The sequence below is a fragment of the Flavobacterium sp. 90 genome, assembly GCF_004339525.1.
Lineage (GTDB): Bacteria > Bacteroidota > Bacteroidia > Flavobacteriales > Flavobacteriaceae > Flavobacterium.
Genome location: NZ_SMGE01000001.1, coordinates 3,873,061 through 3,897,855, shown reverse-complemented (window position 1 = coordinate 3,897,855; position 24,795 = coordinate 3,873,061). Strand labels below are relative to the sequence as shown.

The 24,795-nt window shown below is 33.3% G+C and carries 24 protein-coding genes; 13 read left to right on the top strand and 11 right to left on the bottom strand.

What is annotated here, in order from left to right; translation table 11 throughout:
• Positions 1-172 precede the first annotated feature (172 nt).
• A complete protein-coding gene (locus C8C83_RS16400; RefSeq protein ID WP_121329490.1) occupies positions 173-1,690 on the bottom strand; it encodes a TROVE domain-containing protein in 1,518 nt (505 codons plus the stop codon).
• Between the two features lie 126 nt (positions 1,691-1,816).
• Between C8C83_RS16400 and C8C83_RS16395 the strand changes: the two genes are divergently transcribed.
• The 10 genes from C8C83_RS16395 (at position 1,817) to C8C83_RS16350 (ending at position 14,528) form a co-directional block, all read left to right on the top strand.
• Positions 1,817-2,431: a hypothetical protein gene (locus tag C8C83_RS16395; protein ID WP_121329489.1), complete on the top strand. Its 615-nt coding sequence runs from the start codon at positions 1,817-1,819 to the stop codon at positions 2,429-2,431.
• A 381-nt stretch (positions 2,432-2,812) separates the two neighbouring features.
• Positions 2,813-3,826 (top strand): WYL domain-containing protein, encoded by a 1,014-nt coding sequence (locus C8C83_RS16390; protein WP_121329488.1) that lies wholly within the window; start codon positions 2,813-2,815, stop codon positions 3,824-3,826.
• A gap of 246 nt (positions 3,827-4,072) precedes the next feature.
• Positions 4,073-4,531, top strand: coding sequence for a MarR family transcriptional regulator (locus C8C83_RS16385; protein WP_121329487.1), 459 nt, complete (start codon positions 4,073-4,075; stop codon positions 4,529-4,531).
• A 56-nt stretch (positions 4,532-4,587) separates the two neighbouring features.
• Positions 4,588-6,978 carry a 3-hydroxyacyl-CoA dehydrogenase/enoyl-CoA hydratase family protein gene (locus tag C8C83_RS16380; RefSeq protein WP_132011811.1) on the top strand — a complete coding sequence of 797 codons (2,391 nt, stop codon included), beginning with the start codon at positions 4,588-4,590 and terminating at the stop codon, positions 6,976-6,978.
• Between the two features lie 102 nt (positions 6,979-7,080).
• The gene (locus tag C8C83_RS16375) at positions 7,081-8,262 is read left to right on the top strand and encodes an acetyl-CoA C-acyltransferase (RefSeq protein WP_055096034.1); all 1,182 of its coding nucleotides are present in this window, start codon (positions 7,081-7,083) and stop codon (positions 8,260-8,262) included.
• 126 nt (positions 8,263-8,388) lie between these two features.
• On the top strand, positions 8,389-8,754 hold the full coding sequence (locus C8C83_RS16370) for a four helix bundle protein (RefSeq protein ID WP_121329486.1): 366 nt from the start codon (positions 8,389-8,391) through the stop codon (positions 8,752-8,754).
• Between the two features lie 32 nt (positions 8,755-8,786).
• Positions 8,787-10,592 carry an acyl-CoA dehydrogenase family protein gene (locus tag C8C83_RS16365; protein WP_121330076.1) on the top strand — a complete coding sequence of 602 codons (1,806 nt, stop codon included), beginning with the start codon at positions 8,787-8,789 and terminating at the stop codon, positions 10,590-10,592.
• Between the two features lie 344 nt (positions 10,593-10,936).
• Positions 10,937-11,950: a glycoside hydrolase family 18 protein gene (locus C8C83_RS16360; RefSeq protein ID WP_233566099.1), complete on the top strand. Its 1,014-nt coding sequence runs from the start codon at positions 10,937-10,939 to the stop codon at positions 11,948-11,950.
• A 91-nt stretch (positions 11,951-12,041) separates the two neighbouring features.
• Positions 12,042-13,631 carry a hypothetical protein gene (locus tag C8C83_RS16355; RefSeq protein ID WP_121329484.1) on the top strand — a complete coding sequence of 530 codons (1,590 nt, stop codon included), beginning with the start codon at positions 12,042-12,044 and terminating at the stop codon, positions 13,629-13,631.
• Positions 13,632-14,528, top strand: coding sequence for a mechanosensitive ion channel domain-containing protein (locus C8C83_RS16350; protein WP_121329483.1), 897 nt, complete (start codon positions 13,632-13,634; stop codon positions 14,526-14,528). It begins immediately after the preceding gene.
• 63 nt (positions 14,529-14,591) lie between these two features.
• Here C8C83_RS16350 and C8C83_RS16345 read toward each other — a convergent pair whose 3' ends face one another.
• From C8C83_RS16345 to C8C83_RS16330, 4 genes are all read right to left on the bottom strand, one after another.
• Complete coding sequence (locus C8C83_RS16345; protein WP_121329482.1) at positions 14,592-15,083, bottom strand: hypothetical protein; 492 nt, start codon at positions 15,081-15,083, stop codon at positions 14,592-14,594.
• A 96-nt stretch (positions 15,084-15,179) separates the two neighbouring features.
• Entirely contained in the window at positions 15,180-16,058 is an 879-nt protein-coding gene (locus tag C8C83_RS16340; protein WP_121329481.1) for a transporter, read from the bottom strand.
• Positions 16,059-16,138: 80 nt separating this feature from the next.
• A complete protein-coding gene (locus C8C83_RS16335) occupies positions 16,139-16,657 on the bottom strand; it encodes a DUF4251 domain-containing protein (protein WP_121329480.1) in 519 nt (172 codons plus the stop codon).
• Positions 16,658-16,694: 37 nt separating this feature from the next.
• Positions 16,695-17,129 (bottom strand): META domain-containing protein, encoded by a 435-nt coding sequence (locus tag C8C83_RS16330; RefSeq protein ID WP_121329479.1) that lies wholly within the window; start codon positions 17,127-17,129, stop codon positions 16,695-16,697.
• Positions 17,130-17,340: 211 nt separating this feature from the next.
• Here C8C83_RS16330 and C8C83_RS16325 point away from each other — a divergent pair, with 211 nt between their 5' ends.
• Together C8C83_RS16325 and C8C83_RS16320 are read left to right on the top strand one after the other, a co-directional pair.
• Positions 17,341-17,868: a superoxide dismutase family protein gene (locus C8C83_RS16325; RefSeq protein ID WP_121329478.1), complete on the top strand. Its 528-nt coding sequence runs from the start codon at positions 17,341-17,343 to the stop codon at positions 17,866-17,868.
• 106 nt (positions 17,869-17,974) lie between these two features.
• Positions 17,975-19,177, top strand: coding sequence for an LETM1-related biofilm-associated protein (locus C8C83_RS16320; RefSeq protein ID WP_099708888.1), 1,203 nt, complete (start codon positions 17,975-17,977; stop codon positions 19,175-19,177).
• A gap of 34 nt (positions 19,178-19,211) precedes the next feature.
• Here the strand turns inward: C8C83_RS16320 and can are convergent, their stop codons facing one another.
• The 4 genes from can to C8C83_RS16300 all read right to left on the bottom strand — a co-directional run bounded on the left by can (position 19,212) and on the right by C8C83_RS16300 (position 22,602).
• Positions 19,212-19,850 carry a carbonate dehydratase gene (can, locus tag C8C83_RS16315; RefSeq protein ID WP_121329477.1) on the bottom strand — a complete coding sequence of 213 codons (639 nt, stop codon included), beginning with the start codon at positions 19,848-19,850 and terminating at the stop codon, positions 19,212-19,214.
• 122 nt (positions 19,851-19,972) lie between these two features.
• On the bottom strand, positions 19,973-21,622 hold the full coding sequence (locus tag C8C83_RS16310) for a SulP family inorganic anion transporter (RefSeq protein WP_121329476.1): 1,650 nt from the start codon (positions 21,620-21,622) through the stop codon (positions 19,973-19,975).
• An 82-nt stretch (positions 21,623-21,704) separates the two neighbouring features.
• Positions 21,705-21,989 carry a hypothetical protein gene (locus C8C83_RS16305; protein ID WP_121329475.1) on the bottom strand — a complete coding sequence of 95 codons (285 nt, stop codon included), beginning with the start codon at positions 21,987-21,989 and terminating at the stop codon, positions 21,705-21,707.
• 133 nt (positions 21,990-22,122) lie between these two features.
• Complete coding sequence (locus C8C83_RS16300) at positions 22,123-22,602, bottom strand: Dps family protein (RefSeq protein ID WP_121330075.1); 480 nt, start codon at positions 22,600-22,602, stop codon at positions 22,123-22,125.
• Between the two features lie 107 nt (positions 22,603-22,709).
• Between C8C83_RS16300 and C8C83_RS16295 the strand changes: the two genes are divergently transcribed.
• Positions 22,710-23,651, top strand: a complete 942-nt coding sequence (locus C8C83_RS16295; protein WP_121329474.1) for a LysR substrate-binding domain-containing protein — start codon at positions 22,710-22,712, stop codon at positions 23,649-23,651.
• Positions 23,652-23,683: 32 nt separating this feature from the next.
• On the opposite strand, the gene C8C83_RS27410 is transcribed toward C8C83_RS16295, so the two are convergent.
• Both C8C83_RS27410 and mnmD read right to left on the bottom strand, forming a co-directional pair.
• Positions 23,684-23,881, bottom strand: coding sequence for a hypothetical protein (locus C8C83_RS27410; RefSeq protein WP_017496117.1), 198 nt, complete (start codon positions 23,879-23,881; stop codon positions 23,684-23,686).
• A gap of 166 nt (positions 23,882-24,047) precedes the next feature.
• On the bottom strand, positions 24,048-24,713 hold the full coding sequence (gene mnmD, locus C8C83_RS16285; protein ID WP_121329473.1) for a tRNA (5-methylaminomethyl-2-thiouridine)(34)-methyltransferase MnmD: 666 nt from the start codon (positions 24,711-24,713) through the stop codon (positions 24,048-24,050).
• Between the last annotated feature and the right edge of the window lie 82 nt (positions 24,714-24,795).

Genomic DNA, 24,795 nt, shown 5'->3' with positions numbered 1-24,795 from the left:
TTCTGCTCTACCATCTGAGCTACAATTCTATCTTTATAATAGAATTGATGGGAATTGAACCCACGACACGAAGGAACTCTTTTTTACGGCACTTGTTTTATTTTCAATGAACATTTCTATTGCAAAGATTCAAATACTACTGCGCGATTATTTTGCGCAGTAGATTTTATTTTTACAATTCTATTCGGTTGATGTAATTTAATGCGCTGCTTTTATCGTCTAAAGCATTCAATACATCAAATACTTTATCTGACCAACCTGCGATTAAATACACATCGTTTTTCTCAACATTTATTGGTGCCTGACCGTAACCTGCCAAATCAAACAAATACAATTTTGCATTTGGTGCGATGTTTTTATAGCGGTTCCAGGAGTTTGCAAATGAATCTTTTGTCATATTGCTATTCCACATTTGAACATCTGTAAACAACATCACTTTATCTACAATTTCTTTTCGGCTGATCAAATCTTCCAAAACCAAATAACCGTTTGTCGAATAACCTACTTCACCTTCGCGTTTGTAATATTCGTTTACATTGGATAATATCGCTCGTTTTGGCATATTGATTATTTTCCATCGATCACCAAACATACCGCTTACCACATTTTTACAACGGTTTTGCATCAACATACCCAACATCAAACCAATATCATAAAGCATTACTTTACTTTTTGGCGAGATATTTTTTTGCATCGAACCAGAAACATCACAAGCGATTACAACGGATGTATTGATATCGAAACCTTTTATATTTTGCGCACTTACCAAAACGGCATCTTCTAAAGCATCCAAAATCATGGACGTATATTTAGAATCCATTGTTTTTAACTCGCGATAAGCGGCTAAAAATCGGAATGGCAATTGTTTTGAGTTTGCGACCGCTTTTTCATTAGAAAGATAATCACAAACTTTTAATATATGAAATCGTGAAACGTTGGCTTCGACAATATTTCGCAAGTTTCGCAACAAAGCCATGTAACCAATTTTGTTACTATCGATCAATTCTTCCCATTTTTGAGTGAATGCTTTTTGCTTTTCGGCTTCGTTAAAATACTTTATCTGACCTATTTTTGACAACTCCGTTTCCCATGTATATGGCGTTTCTAAACTATTGTTTACAATTTTATTAAACAATAGTTGTTGTGCTTCGTCTTTTGCTTTTGGATGTACCAAAAACAAGGCATCTTTTAATTTTACTGCACCATCACGGTTGTATTTTGCGAATTGGTATTCGTCAAATTTATTGAATGAATGTGCCAAACCTTTTTGTATTTGCTTCGACAAACGGTTTAATTTTTTGATTCCGTTTCTCTCGTTTGTCATTTGGTAATACGCCAATAATTCGGTTATTTCGTCTGCACGTTGTATAACTTGTGTAATCATTTTACTGATTAAGGAATCACCGGAATATATTTTGGCCAATTCTACTATTAAAACTAATGGAACTGAACGCATATGCATTTCGTTTCGGGCATAAACGGCTAGTTTTGCAACAAAAACAGGATCGGCTTTTTTGATCAACTCTTTAATTCTTTCTAAACGAGTTGTATCTTTTTCATAAAATGAAGCATTCAAACTTGTTGTTACAACCGCTGCATACAATTCATAATCTGTTGTTAATGTATAAGCGGTTGCATTTTCGTAATTAACTACAGTGTTTTTTTCTTTTGCTAAAAAATTGAATTTCATAATTTCTCGTTTTTAAAAATTAAACAATCTATCGTTGTTCTCTTTTGACATTACAAAGATTTCAGAACTACTACGCAATTATTTTGCGCAGTAAAAAAAGAATGTTATTTTTGAGTAAAAAAGGATATGAATCTAAAGGAAAAATATACCGAATTGCTTGCTAATATTGGTTTTACTGATAAAGAAATTCAGCAAAATTGGCTTGATTTAGAAAAAGCATATTCCGGTAAATCAAGATATTATCATAATCTGACACATATAAATGATATGATTCTCTGTTTTGAAACGTATTCTGATAAACTTCAAAATCCTGACGAAATATTATTTTCGATTTTTTACCACGATTATGTATATAAGAGTTCTAAAAAAGATAATGAACTCAAAAGTGCTGAATTTGCATTATCGGTTTTACCTAAAAATATATCTTTTGATAGTCAATTGGTTTTTGATGCGATTTGTGCAACGCAACTTCATCAGCATAATGCAAATGAAGATATTAATTGGTTAATTGATTTTGATTTGAAAATTCTCGCCCGCAAATGGAATGAATATCAGATTTACTTTGAACAGATTAGAAAGGAATATCTCATTTATCCTGATTTTCTCTATAAACCAGGACGCGCAAAAGCGTTGAAACATTTTCTGGAATATGAGTTTATTTTTCAAACGGATGAATTCAGAGGTTTATATGAAGAGAAAGCGAGAATTAATATTGAAAAAGAGATTTTGTTGTTGACGTAGATATTAATCGCGTAAAGTCGCAGAGTATGTCTGTAGAGACGCACAGCAGTGCGTCTCACGCAACGTAACCACAATTTATTCACATTACGAAAGACGCACTGCTGTGCGCCTCTACGATAATTGGAATGGATAATTGGAATGAACAATTGAAACGGAAAGCCCGACCAAGAGGGACATGCCCAAAAATAAGAAATAATTATACGAAATTAAAATATCTAAAATTTGAATCTCGCGAAGTCGCGAAGTCGCAAAGTATTCATTTTTTTTAAGCCACAGATTAAGAGATTAAAATGATTAAAAAAATCTGCTTAATCTACTTAATCTGCGAAAGACAAAAAAAACTTTGCGACTTCCCAACTTTGCGAGCAAAAACATAATAATATGTCACAAAACAAGAACGCCTTAATACGGTACAAAACAATAGACAAATGTCTGCAGAATAAATACAGGCAATGGACTCTCGAAGATTTAATCGAATGTTGCTCTGAAGCTTTGTTTGAATATGAAGGTCGAGCAAACCCAATTAGCAAACGAACAATCCAAATGGATATTCAGTTGATGCGAAGTGAAAAGCTTGGTTATAACGCGCCAATTGTCGTTTATGATAAGAAGTTTTATAAATATGATGACGACGAATTTACGATAACGGATATTCCGCTGACGGAAACGGATATGAATGTTTTGACGGAGACGGTTTCGATGTTGAAGCAGTTTAAGGATTTTTCGCTGTTTAATGATGTTTCGGATATTTTACAGCGTTTGGAGGATAAAATCTACTCGGAGAAATCGCATACGAAACCGGTTATTTATCTGGATAAAAACGAAGGCTTGAAAGGTTTGCATTATTTAGATGAGATTTATCAGGCGATTATCAAGAAGGTTGTGCTTATGATTACGTATAAATCGTTTAAATCGCGGGAAGAAAGTAAATTTCATTTTCATCCTTTTATTTTGAAGGAATTCAATAATCGTTGGTTTTTGATCGGGAAGACTAAAGGTTCTCAACCGATTACAAATCTGGCTTTGGACAGAATCATTGCAATTGATTATGATTTTAATCTTCCTTATATAGAGGAGGATTTTGATGCTGATGTTTATTATAAAAACGTAATTGGCGTTACGGTAAATACTGGTTTACAACCACGAAGAATTGAACTTTGGATTGATGCCGCAAATGCTCCTTATGTATTGACAAAACCTTTGCATCACACACAACGACTGATTCAGGAAAATGAGGATAATAGTATTATCGTTCATTTAATGATTTCTTCTAATTATGAAATGGAACGCATTTTATTGGGTTTTGGAGATGGAATTGAGGTTTTGCGACCGGAATACCTAAGAAACAAGATGAAAAAAATCCTTCAAAACGCGATAAAGCGATATGAAGACTAAAGTTTATTCGTACTTTATTATACTTTTTTTTACATAATGAAGAATTTTAGAGACTTTTTGACTCGGAAAAAGTTTTTTAAGTCTTAAATTTTGTTAAAATCCCAAAAAAGAATAGTATATTTCAATTAAAAATTAACCCTAAACCCCTCTAATTCAGAGATATTTTTTTAATAACCAAAAATTTATCATAAATTAATATGCATGCATAGTATTTTTTGATTATATTTGAAATCGATATAGTTACTTATGAAAGACAAAACAATAGATTATATTTTGAGAGCTACATGGCAAGCCGTATCAAGAATGTATAACGAAGAGGCTGCAAAATACGATGCTACAATGGCAACGGGATTTGCACTTTTAAGTATAGATAAAGAAGACGGAACTCCATCGACCGCTTTAGGGCCAAGAATGGGTATGGAAGCCACAAGCCTTACGAGAACATTGAAATCAATGGAGGATAAAGGTTTGATTGTTCGCAAAAAAAATCCAAGTGATGGTCGCGGTGTTTTGATCTACCTGACGGAATTTGGAAAAGAAAAAAGAGAATTATCTAAAAATACAGTTTTGAAATTTAATGAGAGTGTGAGAAAACATGTTTCTGACGAAAAGCTGAAACATTTTATCGAAGTCTCAGAAATCATAAACGAACTTATTCACGATAAGAACATATTTAATCAAACAGACAAAATAGAAAATGAATAACCTTAACCGCTAAGGAAATTTCAAATTCAAAAAACAAAAACAAATATTAACGACTTATGAAACGCACAATTAAAAAAGTTGCTGTAATTGGATCCGGAATTATGGGTTCAGGAATAGCTTGTCATTTTGCCAATATTGGTGTTGAAGTTTTATTACTTGACATCGTACCACGCGAGCTGACAGAAGCTGAAGCTAAAAAAGGATTAACGCTTGAAAGTAAAGTTGTTCGCAACCGTGTAGTAAACGAGCACTTGGCGAATTCATTAAAATCGAAACCGTCTCCTATTTACAGTCAAAAATTTGCTAACAGAATCACGACTGGAAACACAACTGATGATATGGCAAAAATTGCCAATGTTGATTGGATTATCGAGGTTGTTGTAGAACGTTTGGATATCAAAAAATTAGTTTTTGAGCAAATCGAAAAATTCCGTAAACCGGGAACTTTGGTTACTTCAAACACTTCTGGTATTCCAATTCATTTTATGAGCGAAGGAAGAAGCGAAGATTTTCAACAACACTTCTGCGGAACTCACTTTTTTAACCCTGCGCGTTACTTAAAGTTATTTGAAATTATTCCTGGTCCAAAAACTTCTACTGAAGTATTGGATTTCTTAAACGAATACGGATCTAAATTTTTAGGAAAAACTTCGGTTGTTGCTAAAGATACTCCAGCGTTTATTGGAAACAGAATTGGTATTTACGGAATCCAAAGTTTATTCCACTTGGTAAAAGAAATGGGATTAACGATTGAAGAAGTTGATAAATTGACTGGACCAGTTATCGGTCGTCCAAAATCGGCTACTTTCCGTACGGTTGACGTTGTTGGTTTAGATACTTTGGTACACGTTGCCAACGGTATTTATGAAAACTGCCCTAACGACGAACAACACGAATTGTTTAAACTTCCTGATTTCATCACAAAAATGATGGAGAACAATTGGTTAGGAAGCAAAACTGGTCAAGGTTTTTATAAAAAAGTAGATAAAGATATTCTTTCTTTAGACTTAGATACACTAGAATACCGCGCTGCTAAAAAAGCAAATTTTGCTACGCTTGAACTAACAAAAACTATTGATAAACCTATCAATCGTTTTAAAGTTTTGGTGAAAGGAAAAGATAAAGCGGGTGAATTCTACCGTAAGAGTTTCGCCGGAATGTTTGCTTATGTATCAAACAGAATTCCTGAAATCTCAGACGAATTATTCAAAATTGATGATGCGATGAAAGCTGGTTTTGGATGGGAAAATGGTCCATTCGAAATTTGGGACGCTATTGGTGTTGCCAACGGAATCGAAATCATGAAAGCAGAAGGTCTTGAACCAGCTGCATGGGTTACTGAAATGTTGGCTTCAGGAAGCGAAAGTTTCTACTCTGTAAAAGAAGGAGCGACTTATTTCTATAACATTCCAACGAAATCGCAAACTAAAGTTCCTGGACAAGATTCATTCATTATCCTAAACAACATTCGCGAAAGCAAAAAAGTTTGGAGCAACAGTGGTGCAATCATTCAGGATTTAGGAGATGGAATTTTGAACTTAGAATTCCAATCTAAAATGAATACTATTGGTGGCGACGTTCTTGCTGCCATCAATAAAGCAATCGACTTATCTGAAAAAGAATATCAAGGTTTGGTTATTGGTAATCAAGCAGCGAATTTCTCTGTTGGTGCTAATATCGGAATGATTTTCATGATGGCAGTTGAGCAGGAATATGACGAATTGAATATGGCTATCAAATTGTTCCAGGACACAATGATGCGCGTTCGTTATTCTTCGATTCCAGTTGTTGTTGCGCCTCACGGAATGACTTTTGGTGGTGGTTGCGAAATGAGCTTACATGCTGATAAAGTGGTTGCTGCTGCAGAAACTTATATGGGATTAGTTGAATTTGGTGTTGGTGTACTTCCTGGTGGTGGTGGATCTAAAGAAATGGCTTTGAGAGCATCTGATTTATTCCGCAAAAACGATGTGGAATTAAACGTTCTTCAAGAGTATTTCTTGACAATCGCTATGGCAAAAGTTTCGACTTCTGGTTATGAAGCTTTTGATACAGGACTTCTTCAACATGGAAAAGATGTTATTGTAGTAAACAAAGATCGTCAGATCGCTGAAGCTAAAAAACATGCTTTGCTAATGGCAGAAGCTGGTTATACACAACCTATCAGAAGAACTGATGTGAAAGTATTAGGAAAACAAGCTCTTGGTATGTTCTTAGTTGGAACGGATCAAATGGAAGCTGGAAAATACATTTCTGAGCACGACAAGAAAATCGCTAACAAACTTGCATACGTAATGGCTGGTGGTGATTTATCTGAAGCAACTTTAGTATCTGAACAATATTTATTAGATATCGAACGTGAAGCTTTCTTGAGTTTATGTACAGAACGTAAGACTTTAGAGAGAATTCAGTATATGTTAACTAAAGGAAAACCACTTCGTAATTAGAAAAATAGAAGAAAGATGCAAGAAGCAAGACTTCAAAACTAAGTTTTGTCTTTTCTCTTGCCTCTTGCCTCTTTTTCCTAAAATCTTAAAAAACAAAAACAAATGAAAACAGCATATATAGTAAAAGCTTACCGTACTGCGGTAGGAAAAGCACCAAAAGGGGTTTTTAGATTTAAAAGACCTGATGAATTAGCTGCAGAAACCATTCAGTTTATGATGGATGAATTGCCTGATTTTGACAAAAAACGTATCGATGACGTTATGGTAGGAAATGCCATGCCGGAAGCTGAACAAGGACTTAATGTTGGACGTTTGATCTCTTTAATGGGATTAAAAGTAGAAGACGTTCCTGGTGTAACAGTAAACCGTTATTGCGCATCTGGATTAGAAACTATCGGAATGGCAACTGCTAAAATCCAATCAGGAATGGCAGATTGTATCATTGCTGGTGGCGCAGAAAGTATGAGTTTTATTCCGATGGGAGGTTACAAACCAACTCCGGATTATAAAGTTGCTGCTGCAGGTCACGAAGATTACTATTGGGGAATGGGTTTAACTGCGGAAGCGGTTGCTAATCAATATAAAATTTCAAGAGAAGATCAGGATGAGTTTGCTTATAACTCTCATATGAAAGCCTTGAAAGCACAAGCTGAAGGAAAATTCGACAAACAAATCGTTCCGATTACTGTTGAGCAGACTTTCATCAATGAAAATGGTAAAAAAGAAACTAAATCATACGTTGTAAAACAAGACGAAGGCCCAAGAGCTGGAACTTCTGTTGCTGCTTTGGCTGGTTTAAGACCTGTTTTTGCTGCTGATGGAAGCGTAACTGCCGGAAACTCTTCTCAAATGAGTGATGGTGCTGCTTTTGTTTTAATCATGAGCGAGGATATGGTAAAAGAATTAAATCTTGAGCCAATTGCAAGACTTGTAAACTTTGCTTCTTCTGGTGTTGAGCCAAGAATCATGGGTATTGGTCCTGTAAAAGCAATTCCGAAAGCATTGAAACAAGCAGGATTAACATTAAATGACATCGAGTTAATTGAATTAAACGAGGCTTTTGCTTCACAAGCTTTAGCAGTAACTCGCGAGTTAAACATTAACCCGGAAATCGTAAACGTAAACGGTGGAGCTATCGCTTTAGGACACCCTCTGGGTTGTACAGGAGCTAAACTTTCTGTTCAGTTATTCGACGAAATGAAACGCAGAGGTAATAAATACGGAATCGTTTCTATGTGTGTGGGAACTGGACAAGGTTCTGCGGGGATTTACGAGGTATTATAGTTTTTTTGAGAGAAAAGAAGCAAGAAGCAAGACTTAATTTTGGAATGAAGATATTCTGAAAACAATATTTGAAAAGTAGTAAAAACCTTACTTTTTGTTTTTCTTTCTTATCTTGGCTCAAAAAACATGAGACATAATTTTAAGAATTTGAAAATTTGGATTTTAGCAATGAATATTACAAATGATATTTACAAACTAACCTCAACTTTTCCAAAATTCGAAATCTATAGCTTGACAAGTCAAATGAACAGATGTTCTGTTTCGATGCCTTCTAATATAGCTGAAGGCTCAAATAGAGGTACTAAACATTTTCAGCATTATCTGAATATTAGTCTAGGATCTTCATTTGAATTACAAACACAATTACTGATAGCTTGTCAGAACGACTATTTATCAAAAGAAAAAACAGAAGAAATAGAAAACAAAATAATTGAATTTCAAAGGATGACCACAGGTTTCATCAACAAGTTAGATAACAATCTTTCTTCTTGATTCTTGCATCTTTTAATCTAAACAAAAACAAAATGGCAGATACAATCGAAAAAAACGTAACCCGTGGTGGTCAGTTTTTAGTTAAGGAAACAAAATGCGAAGATATCTTTACACCAGAAGATTTTTCGGAAGAGCAGTTAATGATGCGTGACTCTGTAAAAGAGTTCGTTGACAAAGAATTATGGGCACACAAAGATCGTTTTGAGAAAAAAGATTATGCTTACACTGAATCATCTATGCGTAAAGCTGGTGAACTTGGACTTCTAGGAGTTGCAGTTCCTGAGGAATACGGTGGATTAGGAATGGGATTTGTATCTACAATGCTGGTTTGTGATTACATTTCTGGTGCTACAGGATCGTTCTCAACTGCTTTTGGTGCGCATACAGGAATTGGAACTATGCCAATTACACTTTATGGTACTGAAGAACAAAAGAAAAAATACGTTCCTAAATTAGCTTCTGGAGAATGGTTTGGAGCTTATTGCTTGACTGAACCAGGCGCAGGATCTGATGCAAACTCAGGAAAAACTAAAGCGGTTTTATCTGAAGATGGAACGCACTACTCTATTACTGGACAAAAAATGTGGATTTCGAATGCAGGTTTCTGTAGCGTTTTCATCGTTTTTGCTCGTATTGGAGATGATAAAAATATTACAGGTTTCATCGTAGAAAACGATCCGTCAAACGGAATTTCTATGAATGAAGAAGAGCATAAATTAGGAATCCGTGCTTCTTCTACTCGTCAGGTTTTCTTCAACGATACTAAAGTTCCTGTTGAAAACATGTTGTCTGAAAGAGGAAACGGTTTCAAAATTGCAATGAATGCTTTGAACGTTGGACGTATTAAATTGGCTGCAGCTTGTTTAGATGCGCAACGTAGAGTTACTACAAATGCAGTAAAATATGCTAACGAAAGAATTCAGTTTAACACTGCAATTGCATCTTTTGGAGCAATCCGTTCTAAACTAGCTGAAATGGCAACTAATGCATACGCTGGAGAAAGTGCTTCTTACCGTGCTGCAAAAGATATCGAAGACAGAATCGCTGCTCGTGAGGCTGAAGGAACTACTCATCAAGAAGCTGAATTAAAAGGTGTTGAAGAATATGCTATCGAATGTTCTATCCTTAAAGTAGCAGTTTCTGAAGACGTTCAAGCTTGTGCTGACGAAGGAATTCAGATTTTTGGTGGAATGGGATTCTCAGAAGACACTCCAATGGAAAGTGCGTGGAGAGATGCTCGTATCGCTAGAATCTACGAAGGAACAAACGAAATTAACAGAATGCTTTCTGTAGGTATGTTGATCAAAAAGGCTATGAAAGGTCACGTTGAATTACTTGGACCTGCAATGAAAGTTCAGGAAGAATTAATGGGAATTCCATCTTTTGATACTCCAGATTTCTCTGAATTATTTGCTGAAGAAAAAGGAATTATCGCTAATCTTAAGAAAGTTTTCTTAATGGTTGCCGGAAGCGCTGTTCAAAAATACGGACCTGATTTAGATTCTCACCAACAGTTATTAATGGCTGCTTCTGATATCTTAATCGAAATTTACATGGCTGAAAGTACTATTCTTAGAACGGAGAAATTAGCTAAAAATCAAGGTGAAGATAAAGTACAAGAGCAAATTGCTATGGCAAAATTATACTTGTATAAAGCAGTAGATATCGTAAACTCAAGAGGTAAAGAAGGAATTATTTCTTTCGCTGAAGGAGACGAACAACGTATGATGTTAATGGGACTTAAACGTTTTACAAAATACACAAACAATCCAAATGTTGTAGCTTTGAGAGAAGTTATTACATCTAAATTAGTTGCAGAAAACGAATACTGCTTCTAATATAAAAATAGTTTTTAGCTTTTAATTTGTTTAAACCCGCACTAATCCGAAACAGTGCGGGTTTATTTTTGTTTCACCATTTTTTTGTAGAGGCGCACAGCAGTGCGTCTCCTTATTGCGAAGACGCACTGCTGTGCGTCTCTACTTTAGATTATAATCTCATTTCACAAATCTTTATTAAAATTGCGTTTCTGTTACAAAAATGATAGTGAATTTTCGATTCTAATGTTTTATATTTAGCATTTCAAAAAACTAATAGCTTAAAAATGAAACAAATTAACCTAATTGCCCTATTTGTTTTGTGCTTTTGTACCACAAATACTTTCGCACAAAAAAATAAAAAAATGGACATTATTGCCTACTATACCGGCGATGATAAACTAATTAACGAATATGAAGTCAACAAACTAAATCAAATTATTTTTAGTTTTTGTCATTTAAAAGATGGTAAACTAAGCGTTGATTCTCCTAAGGATTCGACAACTATTAAGTATTTGGTGTCTTTAAAAGCCAAAAATCCACAACTAAAAATTATACTTTCACTTGGCGGTTGGGGCGGATGCGAGCCTTGTTCTGCAGCTTTTTCTACAGCTGAAGGAAGATTAACTTTTGCAAAATCAGTAAAAGAAGTCAGTAATTATTTTAAAGTAGATGGTTTAGATCTTGATTGGGAATATCCAGCGATTGAAGGTCTTCCGGGGCATTTATACCAAGCTGCCGATAAACCAAATTTCACAGAATTAATCAAAATTTTGCGCTCTACATTAGGCAAAAAATACGAATTGAGTTTTGCTGCAGGTGGTTTTCAAAAATATTTAGACGAATCTATTGATTGGAAAGCTGTTGCACCTTTAGTAAATCGCATCAATATAATGAGCTATGATTTGGTAAACGGATATTCTAAAGTTACCGGACATCACACGCCTTTATACAGCACAAATCCTAAGGAAGAATCTACAGACAGAGCCGTTACTTACCTATTAAAACAAGGAGTTCCTGCTGAAAAATTAATTATTGGTGGTGCATTTTATTCGAGAACATGGCAAAATGTAGAAAATATAAACAATGGACTTTATCAAGCCGGAGAACATATTCCAGGTGTTGATTTTAAAAACTTTGCCACTACTTACACAGAAGCTAATGGCTGGAAATATTTTTGGGATGATAAAGCTAAAGCACCGTATTGGTACAATGCAGGATTAAAAACATTTGCAACATCAGACGATTTAACGTCGATAAAAGCAAAAACAGAATATGTAAAATCTAAAAAATTAGGCGGAATCATGTTCTGGGAACTTTCTCTGGATTCTCCACGAAACGGAATGGTAAATGCCATTTATGAAGTGAAGTCTAAATAACAAACCTTAAAAAATATCCTAAAATAAATATTTATTCTAGGATATTTTTTTTTGTAGTATTTTTGATATAATATTCAAAAAAGAAATTATTATGGTCTGTTATATTATAATCTTTACAATTATTATTTATAATACCTTAATAAAAAAAAGTGGTCTAAAATCAGCAACGATACTACTTCTTATTGCATTACAAATTTCAGTTTCTTATTCGCAAACCGCTTCTTCAAATGATAGTTTAAATTCTAAAAACAAATTAGAAAATCTACTGAAACTAGATGAAGAAAAAAGTAATGTCCATTTTGCAGAAAACCAAATAAGCCGGCAACGCGCTTTATTATTCGATGCTATTTCTAAAAACATTCAGGAAGCTGATCTAATTCTAAAAACAGGAATTGATTACAAAGGTTTTACTTCTGAATTAGATTATGTTATCAGACTAAAAAAAACGGCGATTGATGGCATCATCAAAAATAAAAACGATTTTCAGACACTTAGAAATATAACAGTTACCTCGGTTATGCTTAACGAATTGCAAACCCGAGTAGATATTCAATTGGAAAAAATCAAAAAAAATGATCTTCAATTAAGTGCAATACAAAGCAAAATTGATTCTTTGATCGTTAAAAAAGCGCTATTTACATTGCCTAAAGATTCACTGACAAAAAAGTTATATTACCAGCGTTATTCACAAATGAACTCAGAGGTCAGATTACTTAATATGAGGTTCAAAAATGCTCTGGATAGTATTAGCAAACTACAAATACTGGGTACGAAGTTTAAATATGCGCTGCAAAATGATATAATTGAAACAGATAATATTCGAAAAAATGAATTTAGAAACTTACTTCATCCGGATGGCAAAATTTTTAAACCAAGTCAAAATAATTTATCTTTCAATGAATCCTTTTTTTATTCGTTAACCAAAGAATTAATCATCTTACTTTTCTTCATCTCCAACCATTTTAATACTATTATTTTAATGTTTTTGTTGGCGATTGCATTGATTACATACTTGCTATTTCTGAAAAACAAATACAAGAAAGAAGGCTTTTATGATAAGATAAGATTTTCAAAACAAATCTTCGAACATCCAGTTTCATGCGCGATATTAATTTCATTTACTTTATTTAATTTTCTATTTCTTTATCCGCCTTTTGCTTTCACTGCTTTAATTTGGCTAATTTCGATTATAGCACTAACGATTGTCAACAAAGAATATTTTCCTAAAAAAGAAAAATGGGTATGGAAAATCTATGTCATTTTTATTCTTTTGGCATTGTATGATAACAACATTTTAATTCATTCGGTAAAAGAAGTTTTTCTGATTCTTCTTTTAGCATTAACCTCAGCGGCATTTGGTATTTATATCTTAAAAAAGAAAACAGAAATTCTGAATCCGTTCTTTAGATACAGCCTTTACGTTTCCATTTTTATTGAAGTGGCTTCCTTATTTTTTATATTAATTGACCAAAATTATAACTTAGGAAAACTATTAATGGTTAATGGAATCGTTACAGTTTTAATGTATTATTTGTTTACCAATACGTATCGTTTGATTATTGACATTATAAATTATTCGAACTTTTTAAGAGAAACTAACGAAGAAAAACAACTGAACATAAGCGAACTTGAAAAAATAAAATTTAGTCCAAAAGTTAATACTTTATTCATTTTTGCCTAGTTGGTTTCGATTGGAAAAAACTCTTATTTCTTTCACGCAATTCTGGATCCAATTATTGATTTTTTTAATGAACAACGAACTATTGGAGATATCAACTATTCATATCAAAGCATCTTAATTTTCTTTTTCATTATTATAACTTCTGTACTTATTGCCAAAATTGTATCATTTTTAACCAGCAATTCTGTTCGCTCGACGACTGGAAACAGAACAAATAAATTTGGGAGTTGGCTCATACTTATTCAAATTGCCATTTTTAGTATTGGTATTAGCCTGGCTTTTATATCTTCTGGAATTCCGGTTGACCGTCTTACGATTATTATAAGTGCATTGGGAGTTGGTATTGGATTTGGTCTTCAGACTTTGGTAAACAACTTAGTCAGCGGTCTTATTATCGCTTTCGAAAAACCGGTTAATATTGATGACACGATTGATATTGGCGGACAAACGGTAAAAATGAAATCAATTGGTATTCGCAGCAGCGTTGTAGCTACTTTTGACGGAGCTGATGTAATAATCCCAAATGGTGATTTGTTGAGCCAGCATTTAACAAACTGGACTTTATCAAACAATAAAAAACGTACTGATATTGAGATTGGTGTTGCGTACGGAACTAATCTGGAAGAGACGAAAAGATTATTAGAAGAAATTTTGGTTAATCATCCTTTAGTGCTTCAAAATCCGGAACCTATTATTTGGTTTAAGGAATTTAGCGCCAGTTCAATTGATATTGTAGTAAAATTTTGGGTTGGTCATATTAAGTTTGCCAATGATGTAAAAAGTGATCTTATAATCATGATTGATAAAAGTTTCAGAGAAAATAATATTGAAATCCCTTTTCCAAAACAAGACATTTACATTAAAGAAATTAACAACAAAGAGTCTAAACCAGAATAAGATATTAAATATAAAAGCCGTTATTGAATCAATAACGGCTTTTTGTATATAAAAAAACAAACCTTAGTTTATTTGAACTTTTGATTTATCTAATTCACCAATAAAAGGAATTGACTCCAGAATTTCGGCTCTGATTATCGTTTGAAGATATACTTCTAGCTGAATAAATTTAGCAGCATTTATAGCACCGATTGCTTTCTTTGCTTGTCCATAAGTTTTAGAATATAATTTCTCATAACCCAAATGATTTTTTAAAGTTCCTTTTGCCAATTCATCCGCTTTTTCATCTGTTAAGGTTGCATAATTTGCAGCATAATCATTAATAAGCTGAAACTTCGTTTGTCCAAGTGCTTTACGTTCTGTTTCATAACTATCGTAAACTTTTGTAAAAGCAGTAGATTGTGCATCTGACAAATTCATGTATTGTTTTACAAGATCACTTTTTGATTTTCCGTAAACACTTTGAAGAACATCAACATCTTCTTTAAACGATGATTGAGCGTAAGAAGAAAATGATGCAATTGCCACAATAAGAATAAGACTTAATTTTTTCATGTTTATAAAATTTAGTTTGTTTATAAATGGGTATCTAATTTCAAATATACTGATTTTTAATATATTAAAAAACTTTAAGTAAAAATATTCTTACTATTAAAAAAACGAATATTGATAGGCAACTGAAAGTGCATAATAATTTAATCCGTTATTGGTATAAGCTCCTACGTGATATTGAAATTTAACAGATTGTCCTTTTGCAACCGGAGTAGAAAAAGTCCCTCCTACTCTCCAATTATCAATTTGGCTATCGTCTGAAACGCCATCTATTACAGTCTTTCCGCCAAAGAACCAATTGGTATTAAAACCAATCCACATGTTGTTTTTGAAGTAATAACTTGCGTGAGCTTGTAAACTATAAGTTGCTTTTTGTTCTAGTTTTTTGCCATTTAGATAATCATTATTATTGGTATAAAACCAAATCCCGCCATAAGCTTCGGCGTAGACATGAGCGAAACGTTTTGAAACTCCAATTTCAGGTTTAAATCCCCAACGGTTTGTGCCTATATTCACCTGTTTATCATCGTAATATTTACCGGTTGGAATGGAGGTAACCAAACTAACTCCCAAAATTGTTTTTTGTTCAAAGCTTCTAAACTCAGATTTATCAAGCGCAGGAGAACCTAACAAGTTGATTCCAAATCGCACTTTCATGTCGGCAAAACCAGTTCTTGAACCTGTTAAAACATTTCCGTTTGTACCTGTTAAAGATCCATCCATAAAAGAATAGGGAAGCGAAACCTGTACACGCGCCAGTTTATTATACAAGCCAAAAGTTCTAATATAATTTGCAGCTACATTATGACTCTGAATCGTAAAATCTTTTATGGGTAAAGAAGGATCTGTTAGCACATTTCCGTCCATAAAAACATAGCCAACAGCAATTACATTCAGGTTTTTAGCAACATTTGCATAAACTCTGGGCTCTAAATCCTGACTATAACCTGAAACTGTAACTAATAAAATCACTGCCATCAAATAATGTTTCTGAGGCAAAATAAAAAGGGTCTTTTTCGGCATAAACGATAGAAATTCGGGACACAATGATTCGTATTCTATTTCTTGCTTTCGTCTTTTTTAGGAGCTGCAACAACTCCCTGATAAGAAATAGCAGCTTTATTATTACAATTAACAGAAAGCGTTGCTCCTCCGTCAGGAAAAACAGAAAAATACAAACTATAAACATCATCCTGACCTTTTACAGTCGCTGTGATGTTGTAGCCTTTTTTCTTTTTTTCAATCTTAATATTTTCCGGCACGCCTTCAAACTTCATTCCGCCATCTCCTCCATAAGCCACATTAAAGGCGCGGCCAAAAAAAGGTAAATCGCAAGTTGTTTTGGTGGTATTAAATTTTAAAAAATAAGTATTGTAATCTAAGTTAATCTGCCTTGCGCCCAAAGGTTGTGCTTTTTGAGCTTCAAAAGCAAAATCTTTAGAATTGATAAGATCTTCCATTGCTTTTTGTTTTTGCAATTCCTTTTCTGCTTTCAATTCTTTCTTTGACTTTTCCTGAGCAAAAACAGCTATATTAAAAAAGCAAAACAACATCAATACTGTTATTCTAGTTTTCATGTGACATTTATTTAATAAAGTTTAGAAAAGTCTGATTCTATTTTTTGGTAAATCGCATCATTGCAATATCACCTGAGATAAAATTCAGCGTTTTACCATTATCTGTAACATCATACGAAGTGATTTTTTGCAGTGTACTCATAAAAACCTGTTCTCCTTGTCCGTCCATACACATCATTTTGGTCATTGCCATTGGTTGCGTAAAATCAATTTTGTTTCCGGTTACGCTTAGTTTTCCATTAAAATTATTACAACTGCTGTTTCCTGAAACTCGATTTTCTTTGGTATCAAAATTAATTGTTGGCTTCTTATTAGGATACAAACCATCAAAAGCTATTCGTGGTCCACTGATATAATTTAATTCCCAGGTTCCTTCAAGTTTAGAAACCGAATCTTCTTTTTGAGTTTTAGAAGCATTGCAAGACATTAAAATAACTCCTAAAAAAACTACCGTTAAAACATTTTTTATCATAATTCTACAGATTAAATTAAAAAACAATAAACACTAATTTTCAAGCTTTTAAATTCGAAGCCATACGAATTTACACAATAATTTTGGGTTTTTAGCTTAAAGTATAATTAAATTGTGATCTATAGTTTTAGATTTATTTAACTCTCGGCTTCAATCAAAGTCGGAATTTTATGTTAAATTTACTTAATCTTTAATTCAAAAAGCCTCGTATATGAAAAAAATAATTGTTTGTTTCGCAATAATTGCAGCCGTAATAATTGGCTGTAAAACCAATACAAAATCGGCTGATGCCAAAACTTTAACTGTAGCATTAGAGCCAAAAAGTAATAGTACCGTTAGCGGAACTGCAACTTTTACAGAGAAAAACGGAAAAGTAACTTTTACAGCAAAAGTAGCTGGTTTACAACCGGGAGTTCACGCGATTCACATTCACGAAAAATCAGATTGTAGCGCTGCTGACGGAAGTTCTGCAGGCGGACACTGGAATCCTACTTTCAAAAAACACGGGAAATGGGGCTCAGCTGAATACCATAAAGGTGATATAGGAAACTTTACTGCTGATGCAAAAGGAAACGGAACTATAACTTTAACTACTGACGAATGGTGTATTGGTTGTGGAGATGCAACCAAAGATGTCCTAGGAAAAGGTTTAATTGTACATCAGGGAACAGACGATTTTACCACACAACCAACCGGAAATGCCGGCGGAAGAGTTGCTTGTGCAGGAATCATCAAATAAAAAACACGATAACCACTATATTTTCACAAAATGTAGTGGTTATTTCATTTAAAATTAATCCCAAAACGAGAAAAAGATATAGCTTTGCAGCTATAAATTAAAGTTAATGATTAACCCATCAGCTCCAGGTTGGATAGACAAGTTTTTTAGTGAACAAAAGTTTTCAGAAGCGATTCCTTTTGAAACTACAGATTCGTTCTACTATAAAGTCAGAGAAACTGGTTTTATCTACGGTCACATCATTTCTATAGATTCTCAAATTCCAATTGAAATAAAAGGCTGGTTTAAAACCGAGATTTCAAAAGTCGCCTTATTAAACACTTTATACGGTGTTTTTTGTATCGAAAAAAGAAGTTCTGAACCTAATAATTTTATCACGGAGGTTTTAAAATTTTACAAAGAAATGAATCCTGAAGGATTTAGTATTTTCAAAATTTTACTTCCAAAAGACACTCCTTCCCTATCTTTAGAGAATATAATAGATCAACGCGTTCAGACGAATGACAGTATTATCAGTAAAAACTTTTCGCATTTAGTTACTAATGCACTTTTGTTTATTGATGTTTTGGCTTTCAGACAATATCTGGAACACGGATCAATTCCTGATAAATACCTAAAACGTATTGAAGAAACCGTACTTGGTATTGTAGCTTTGGCATTAAAAACCAAAACTGCAAAATCTCAACATGATGATTTACTAATCAAACTTTTTGAAGCTTCGATACGATATTCTAAGTTTTCAAAAGTTACTGTTGATACTTTAGAAACTCTACAATTAGATTATTTCAATAATAAACTTGAGCAATATTATTTGATTGATATGGCTGGAATGGCGTTGTGGAGCGATGGCGTTGTAGAAAATGAAGAAGCTTACTTTTTGTATTCGTTAGGATCAATGATGCAGGTTTCTGATGAATTTGTAGCCAAAAGCGTTGAGACAACCAATAACTTTATTACTACGCATAAAAAGAAGATTCCGTATTTTAATTATTCAAATCCGGTAAAACATTTTTATGATCAAATGACGCACAGCGTTGTAAAACTGATTATAAGAAACAAAAACAGATTGGTTAAGGAAATTGTTCAAAGCAAAGAATTAATGATTCTGTTGGCTTATTCTACAACCAGAGATTTGGATGCTAAGGAAAAGAAAAAGGTAAAAAAACAACTTTTAGATATTTGTAAAACCATTCCGTCACTAACGATATTTTTACTTCCAGGCGGAAGTTTACTATTACCGATTTTAATAAAGTTTATTCCAACAATGTTACCATCGGCTTTTAATGAAAATCTAGACGAAAACGAATAAAAAAAATCGCCCTTTTGAGGCGATTTTTTGTTTCTTATAAATTACTTAGTTGGTAAACTTCGTCTAATTCAGCATTCGAAGCAATGTTTACATTTAAATCGGTAACAAAACCAGAATTTAATCCGTAAACCCATCCGTGAAGCATTAAATCCTGACCGTTTTTCCAAGCTCCTTGTACAATCGAAGTTTTTGCTAAGTTGTAAACTTGCTCTTTGGCATTGATTTCAACAAAAGCATTAAAACGCTCCGTTTCATCTTCAATAGAATTTAGGTATTTATCGTGCAAACGGTATTCATCTTTAATGTGACGAATCCAGTTGTCGATAATTCCAACAGACATATTACCCATTGCAGCTTTTACACCACCACAACCGTAATGTCCGCAAACAATAACGTGTTTTACTTTTAGAACATTTACCGCATAATCCAGAACACTCAACATATTCATATCAGAGTGCACGACCATATTGGCAATATTACGGTGTACAAAAACCTCACCCGGTTTAGCACCAATAATTTCGTTTGCAGGAACACGACTGTCAGAACATCCAATCCATAATAATGGCGGTGTTTGACCTTTAGCTAAATCTGCAAAATAATTTGGGTCTAATGCTAATGATTTTTCAACCCATTGTTTGTTGTTTTCTAATAACTGCTTATAAAACTCTCTCATTTTTTTGTTTTTTGAATGGTACTTCTACATGTTTAAACATATCAAAAATAACTTACTGTAAAGTTATCTAATTTTTTAATACTTCTCACACTCAAGAAATACCTTAATTAAAATTAATTTGTTTAAATGTTTTCTTTTACCGTTTCTTTTTTAACCAAAGCTCTTTTTGCAACATCATAATAATGTTCTATAGACACGTGGTTCCCAATGTCCGGTGAATTTTCAAGCTCGTAGGCTTCTTTAAATCCTTTTAGTTTCACTTTAATGTTTTGGTCAACAGCTCGCGTTTCTTTAAACTCGCGAATTAAATCCAAAACATCGTGCGCAATATACTCTGTATCATGTGCATTGATGATTACTTTTGAGTTTTCAGGAATCTCATTCAATGTCAATTTGATAGCCGCTTTGTTTAAGAATGAAACTTCCTGAGCCAAGTCAATATGAATAACGTCTCCGTCTTCATACTCTTCTTTTTTGAAGCTATAAGCTCTTTTCAGGTTTCCTCTTAATACAAAAATGATACTGATGATAATTCCTAAAGCAACTCCTTTAAGTAAATCTGTCGCTACAACAAATACTAAAGTTGCAATAAAAGGTACAAACTGGTATTTTCCTTTTTCCCAGAAATGAAAGAAAGTTGCTGGTTTTGCTAATTTATATCCCACTAAAATTAATACAGTCGCCAATGTTGCCAATGGAATTTTGTTTAAAAGTGCCGGAATTGCCAAAACACTTATTAACAAAAGCACCCCGTGAATAATAGCAGACATTTTAGATCTGGCTCCAGCGTTATTATTAGCAGATGATCTTACAACTACAGATGTCATTGGTAAACCACCTAAAAGTGAACTCACAATATTACCAATTCCCTGAGCTCTAAGTTCGACATTTGTGTCAGTATAACGTTTTTGAACATCCATTCTATCAGAAGCTTCAATACAAAGTAATGTTTCTATAGAAGCTACAATGGCAATTGTTATAGCAACTACCCAAACCTGTGGATTTGTAACAGCAGTAAAGTTTGGAGTAATTAGAATAGATTTAAATTCGTCAAAAGATTTTGGAACTGGCAAGGAAACCAAATGTTCTTTTGCAATTGCCAATGAGCTTCCTGTTGAAACAAAAAATTCGTTCAAAAGTACTCCGGCAATAACGGCCACTAATGCACCCGGAACTAATTTTAATCGCTTTAAAAATGGAACTTTCTCCCATGAAATTAAAATTACAAGTGAAATCAATGATATAACGACTGCTCCTAATTGAATATGATTTAAAACATCGAATAAAAACGAAAATGAATTACTTCCGTCATTCTGTACAAATGCCTGATCTCCTTCAAAATCTGCATCATAACCAAAAGCATGAGGCAATTGTTTTAAGATAATGATGATACCAATACCGGCCAACATTCCTTCTATTACATTTGTTGGAAAATAGTTTGAGATACTTCCAGCTCTTAAAAACCCTAATGCTAATTGAATTAGTCCTGCGATAAAAACAGACAATAAAAACACATCAAAAGCTCCAAGATCCGAAATAGCGGTCAAAATAATAGCTGTTAATCCAGCTGCTGGTCCAGATACACTGATGTGTGACTGGCTTAAATAACCAACCACAATACCACCAATAACACCTGCGATAATTCCAGAAAATAACGGCGCTCCAGAAGCCATTGCAATACCTAAACACAACGGAAGAGCCACCAAGAAAACCACTAAACCTGAAGCAAAATCAGATTTAAGGTTGGCAAAAAGATTGATTTTTTTTGTCATAACACAATACTAAAAAAATTATTCATTAAAGATTGACCACATTTATTACAAAATGCAGTTCAGTTCAAAATAATCGGAAGTATTATGCCAAGTTTGGAGGTGGAGCAAAAATGCTCGGAGAAATATTGTCTAGTTTTACAATATTTTCAGACACAATGGTCTTTTTTTCAATATAAACAGGCATAATAACTTCATGTTGAAGTATTGCCGGATAAACAGCAGCCTTAAGTTCTTTATGTGAATGCTCCTCTTCAGAAAAACTGAAAAACATAGACGTATCATTACTTTTCTTAAGCACCGTCACAATAGTTGGCGTTGCTAAGAAAGCAATAAATATGAATAATAATATGCGAGCGATTCTTTTCATTGGAGCAAAAATAGTGTTAAACTGATAAAATCAAAGCGAGACGGGCAAAAATTTTATAGAAATTTAACAATCATAAAAAAACAGAATGAAGGCAAGCCAACATTCTGTTTGTATTTTATTCAGAAACAACTAATTACAACTCTTCTTCTAACCAGGCATTCATCATCCAGATCGTTTTTTCCTGCTCTGCAATGAAGTCACTCATCATAGAATTTGTTCCTTCGTCGTTAATATCGTCTGATTGTTTTAGAATTTCTCTTTCAATTTTTAATAAATCAGTCAAAGAATGAACAATTAACTGAACCGCTTTTTCATCGTTAGAAATATTTTTTCCAACCGCTAATTTGTTGTTTTTAATATAATCTTCAAATGTATGTAAAGGAGTTCCTCCAATTGTCAAAACTCTTTCGGCAATCATATCTATTTTTAATTGTGCATCCGTGTACAATTCTTCAAACTTTACATGTAAATCAAAAAAACGTTTCCCACGAATATTCCAATGTATTCCTCTTAAATTTTGATAGTAAACCTGAAAGTTTGACAATAATACATTTAGTTCTTTTACCAACAATTCAGACTCTTTTACAGGTAATCCTAAAATATTTGTTTTCATAATCATTCTTTTTATAATAAGTTTACTACAAATTTAAAACAACTTCTTTTAAAATAAGATAAAAAAAATTATATTTACTTATTTTTGCATCAAAAAATACTATCAAAATGACTATAACTCAATTACAATATGTCTTAGCCGTGGCCGAACATAAAAACTTCACGCTTGCTGCTGAGAAATGTTTTGTTACCCAGCCTACTTTAAGTATGCAAATTCAAAAAATTGAAGAAGAACTCAATATTTTGATCTTCGACAGAAGTAAAAAACCTATTCAGCTTACGGATATTGGCCAAAAAATTGTTAATCAGGCAAAAAACATTGTCAATGAAGCAGACAGAATCAAAGATATAGTAGAACAACAAAAAGGTTTTATTGGAGGAGAATTTCGTTTGGGAATAATTCCAACGATTATGCCAACGCTTTTACCAATGTTTTTGAATAATTTCATCAAAAAATATCCGAAAGTAAAACTCTTAATCGAAGAGCTAAACACGGATGAAATTATTACGAAGTTAAAAAACGGTCATCTTGATGCTGCAATTGCTGCAACGCCTCTTGAAGACGAAAAAATTAAGGAAATCGTTTTATATTTTGAACCTTTCGTAGCTTATATACCGGAACATCACGCAAGTTTTTCTAAGGAAGAAATCGAAGTTTCTGATCTAAACCTCAACGAAATTTTGCTTTTGCAAGACGGACATTGTTTTAGAGACGGAATTTTGAATTTATGCAAAAACGGTTCTGATATCGATCAGACTAATTTTCAGATTCAAAGTGGAAGCTTTGAAACCCTTATAAAATTGGCCGACGAAGGTTTGGGCACAACGTTACTTCCGTACTTGCACACCTTAGACTTAAAAGAGTCCGACAAACTGAAACTGCGTAACTTTAAGGAACCAAAACCTGCTCGTGAGGTAAGTTTAATTTACCCTAAGAGCGAATTAAAAATGCAAATCATTGACGCATTACGATCTACAATCGCCGGAGTTGTAAAAGGAGCAATTGTTTTTCAGAACGTTCAAATCATTAGTCCGCTACAAAAGAAATAAAAATAAAAAAGGAGCCAAATTGGCTCCTTTTTTTATACTTTAATTAGTAGTAAACTTTGTTTTAACTCTGGTTTTTCAATAATGAAATTTAATAACCATTCTTGCAATTGTTCCATTTCGTACGGTAACAGTGTTTTGATAGCTTTTTCTAACTCTTTGCAGAAAAGTATCGGATCGAAACTTACTCTCTCAAGTATTGATTTCGTGTAATCAAACATCATTTTTGACATAATAAAATAAGATTTTCGGGGGTTATCTATATTTTTAAACTCGCAACAAATTTAAACAAATATCATTCATATACATTCAATTTAACTTATTTTTTTAAAAACTTTAGCAACGAATACGTTTTCTTAATAAATATAAATCAATATAGAATCGTTCTAAACAACTCATTTAAACCTTTTTAAACGCTCGAAACATCTCTCGTTTCCCCGGAGGACCTGCCAATTTTTCGACAGTAAAACCAACTTCAATCATACTTCTTTTAACAACTCCGCGAGCGGCGTATGTTACCAAAACTCCATTTGGTTTTAAACTATTGTACATTTTCCTGAAAATTTCAGTACTCCACAACTCCGGTTGAACGCGATATCCGAAGGCATCAAAGTAAATCAAATCAAAAATTTCTAAATCGTCGATTTCATCAAAAAATTGTTTCCTTTTGGTTAACGAGAAAAGGTTGCAAATTTGCGTTTTTTCATTCCATTCACTTTTATGCATTTTCTGAAAAATGTTATCAAATTCCAATGCCTCCAATTCAGCAACATAATTCATTGCCAAAACTTCTTCAGCATTTACTGGATACGCTTCTACTCCAACATAATCTATTTGTTGTTGTTTTTGTTCTGATTCTAAAAAAGTAATAAAAGCATTCAATCCTGTTCCAAAACCAATTTCAAGAATACTCACCGGATTATTTTCAAATAAGGAAAGTCCGTTTTTTATAAATACATGTTTTGCTTCCTGAATTGCTCCATGTTTAGAATGATAACATTCGTCCCATTCCTTCAAATGAATTGTTGTTGACCCATCCAGCGTTTTAATTATCTCTCTTTCCACTATTTATAAATTTGTAGTACATTTTTGTACGATTTTAAGCCATTTTTCGAGTCAAAATTAATCAAAACAAATGCGTAAAGCC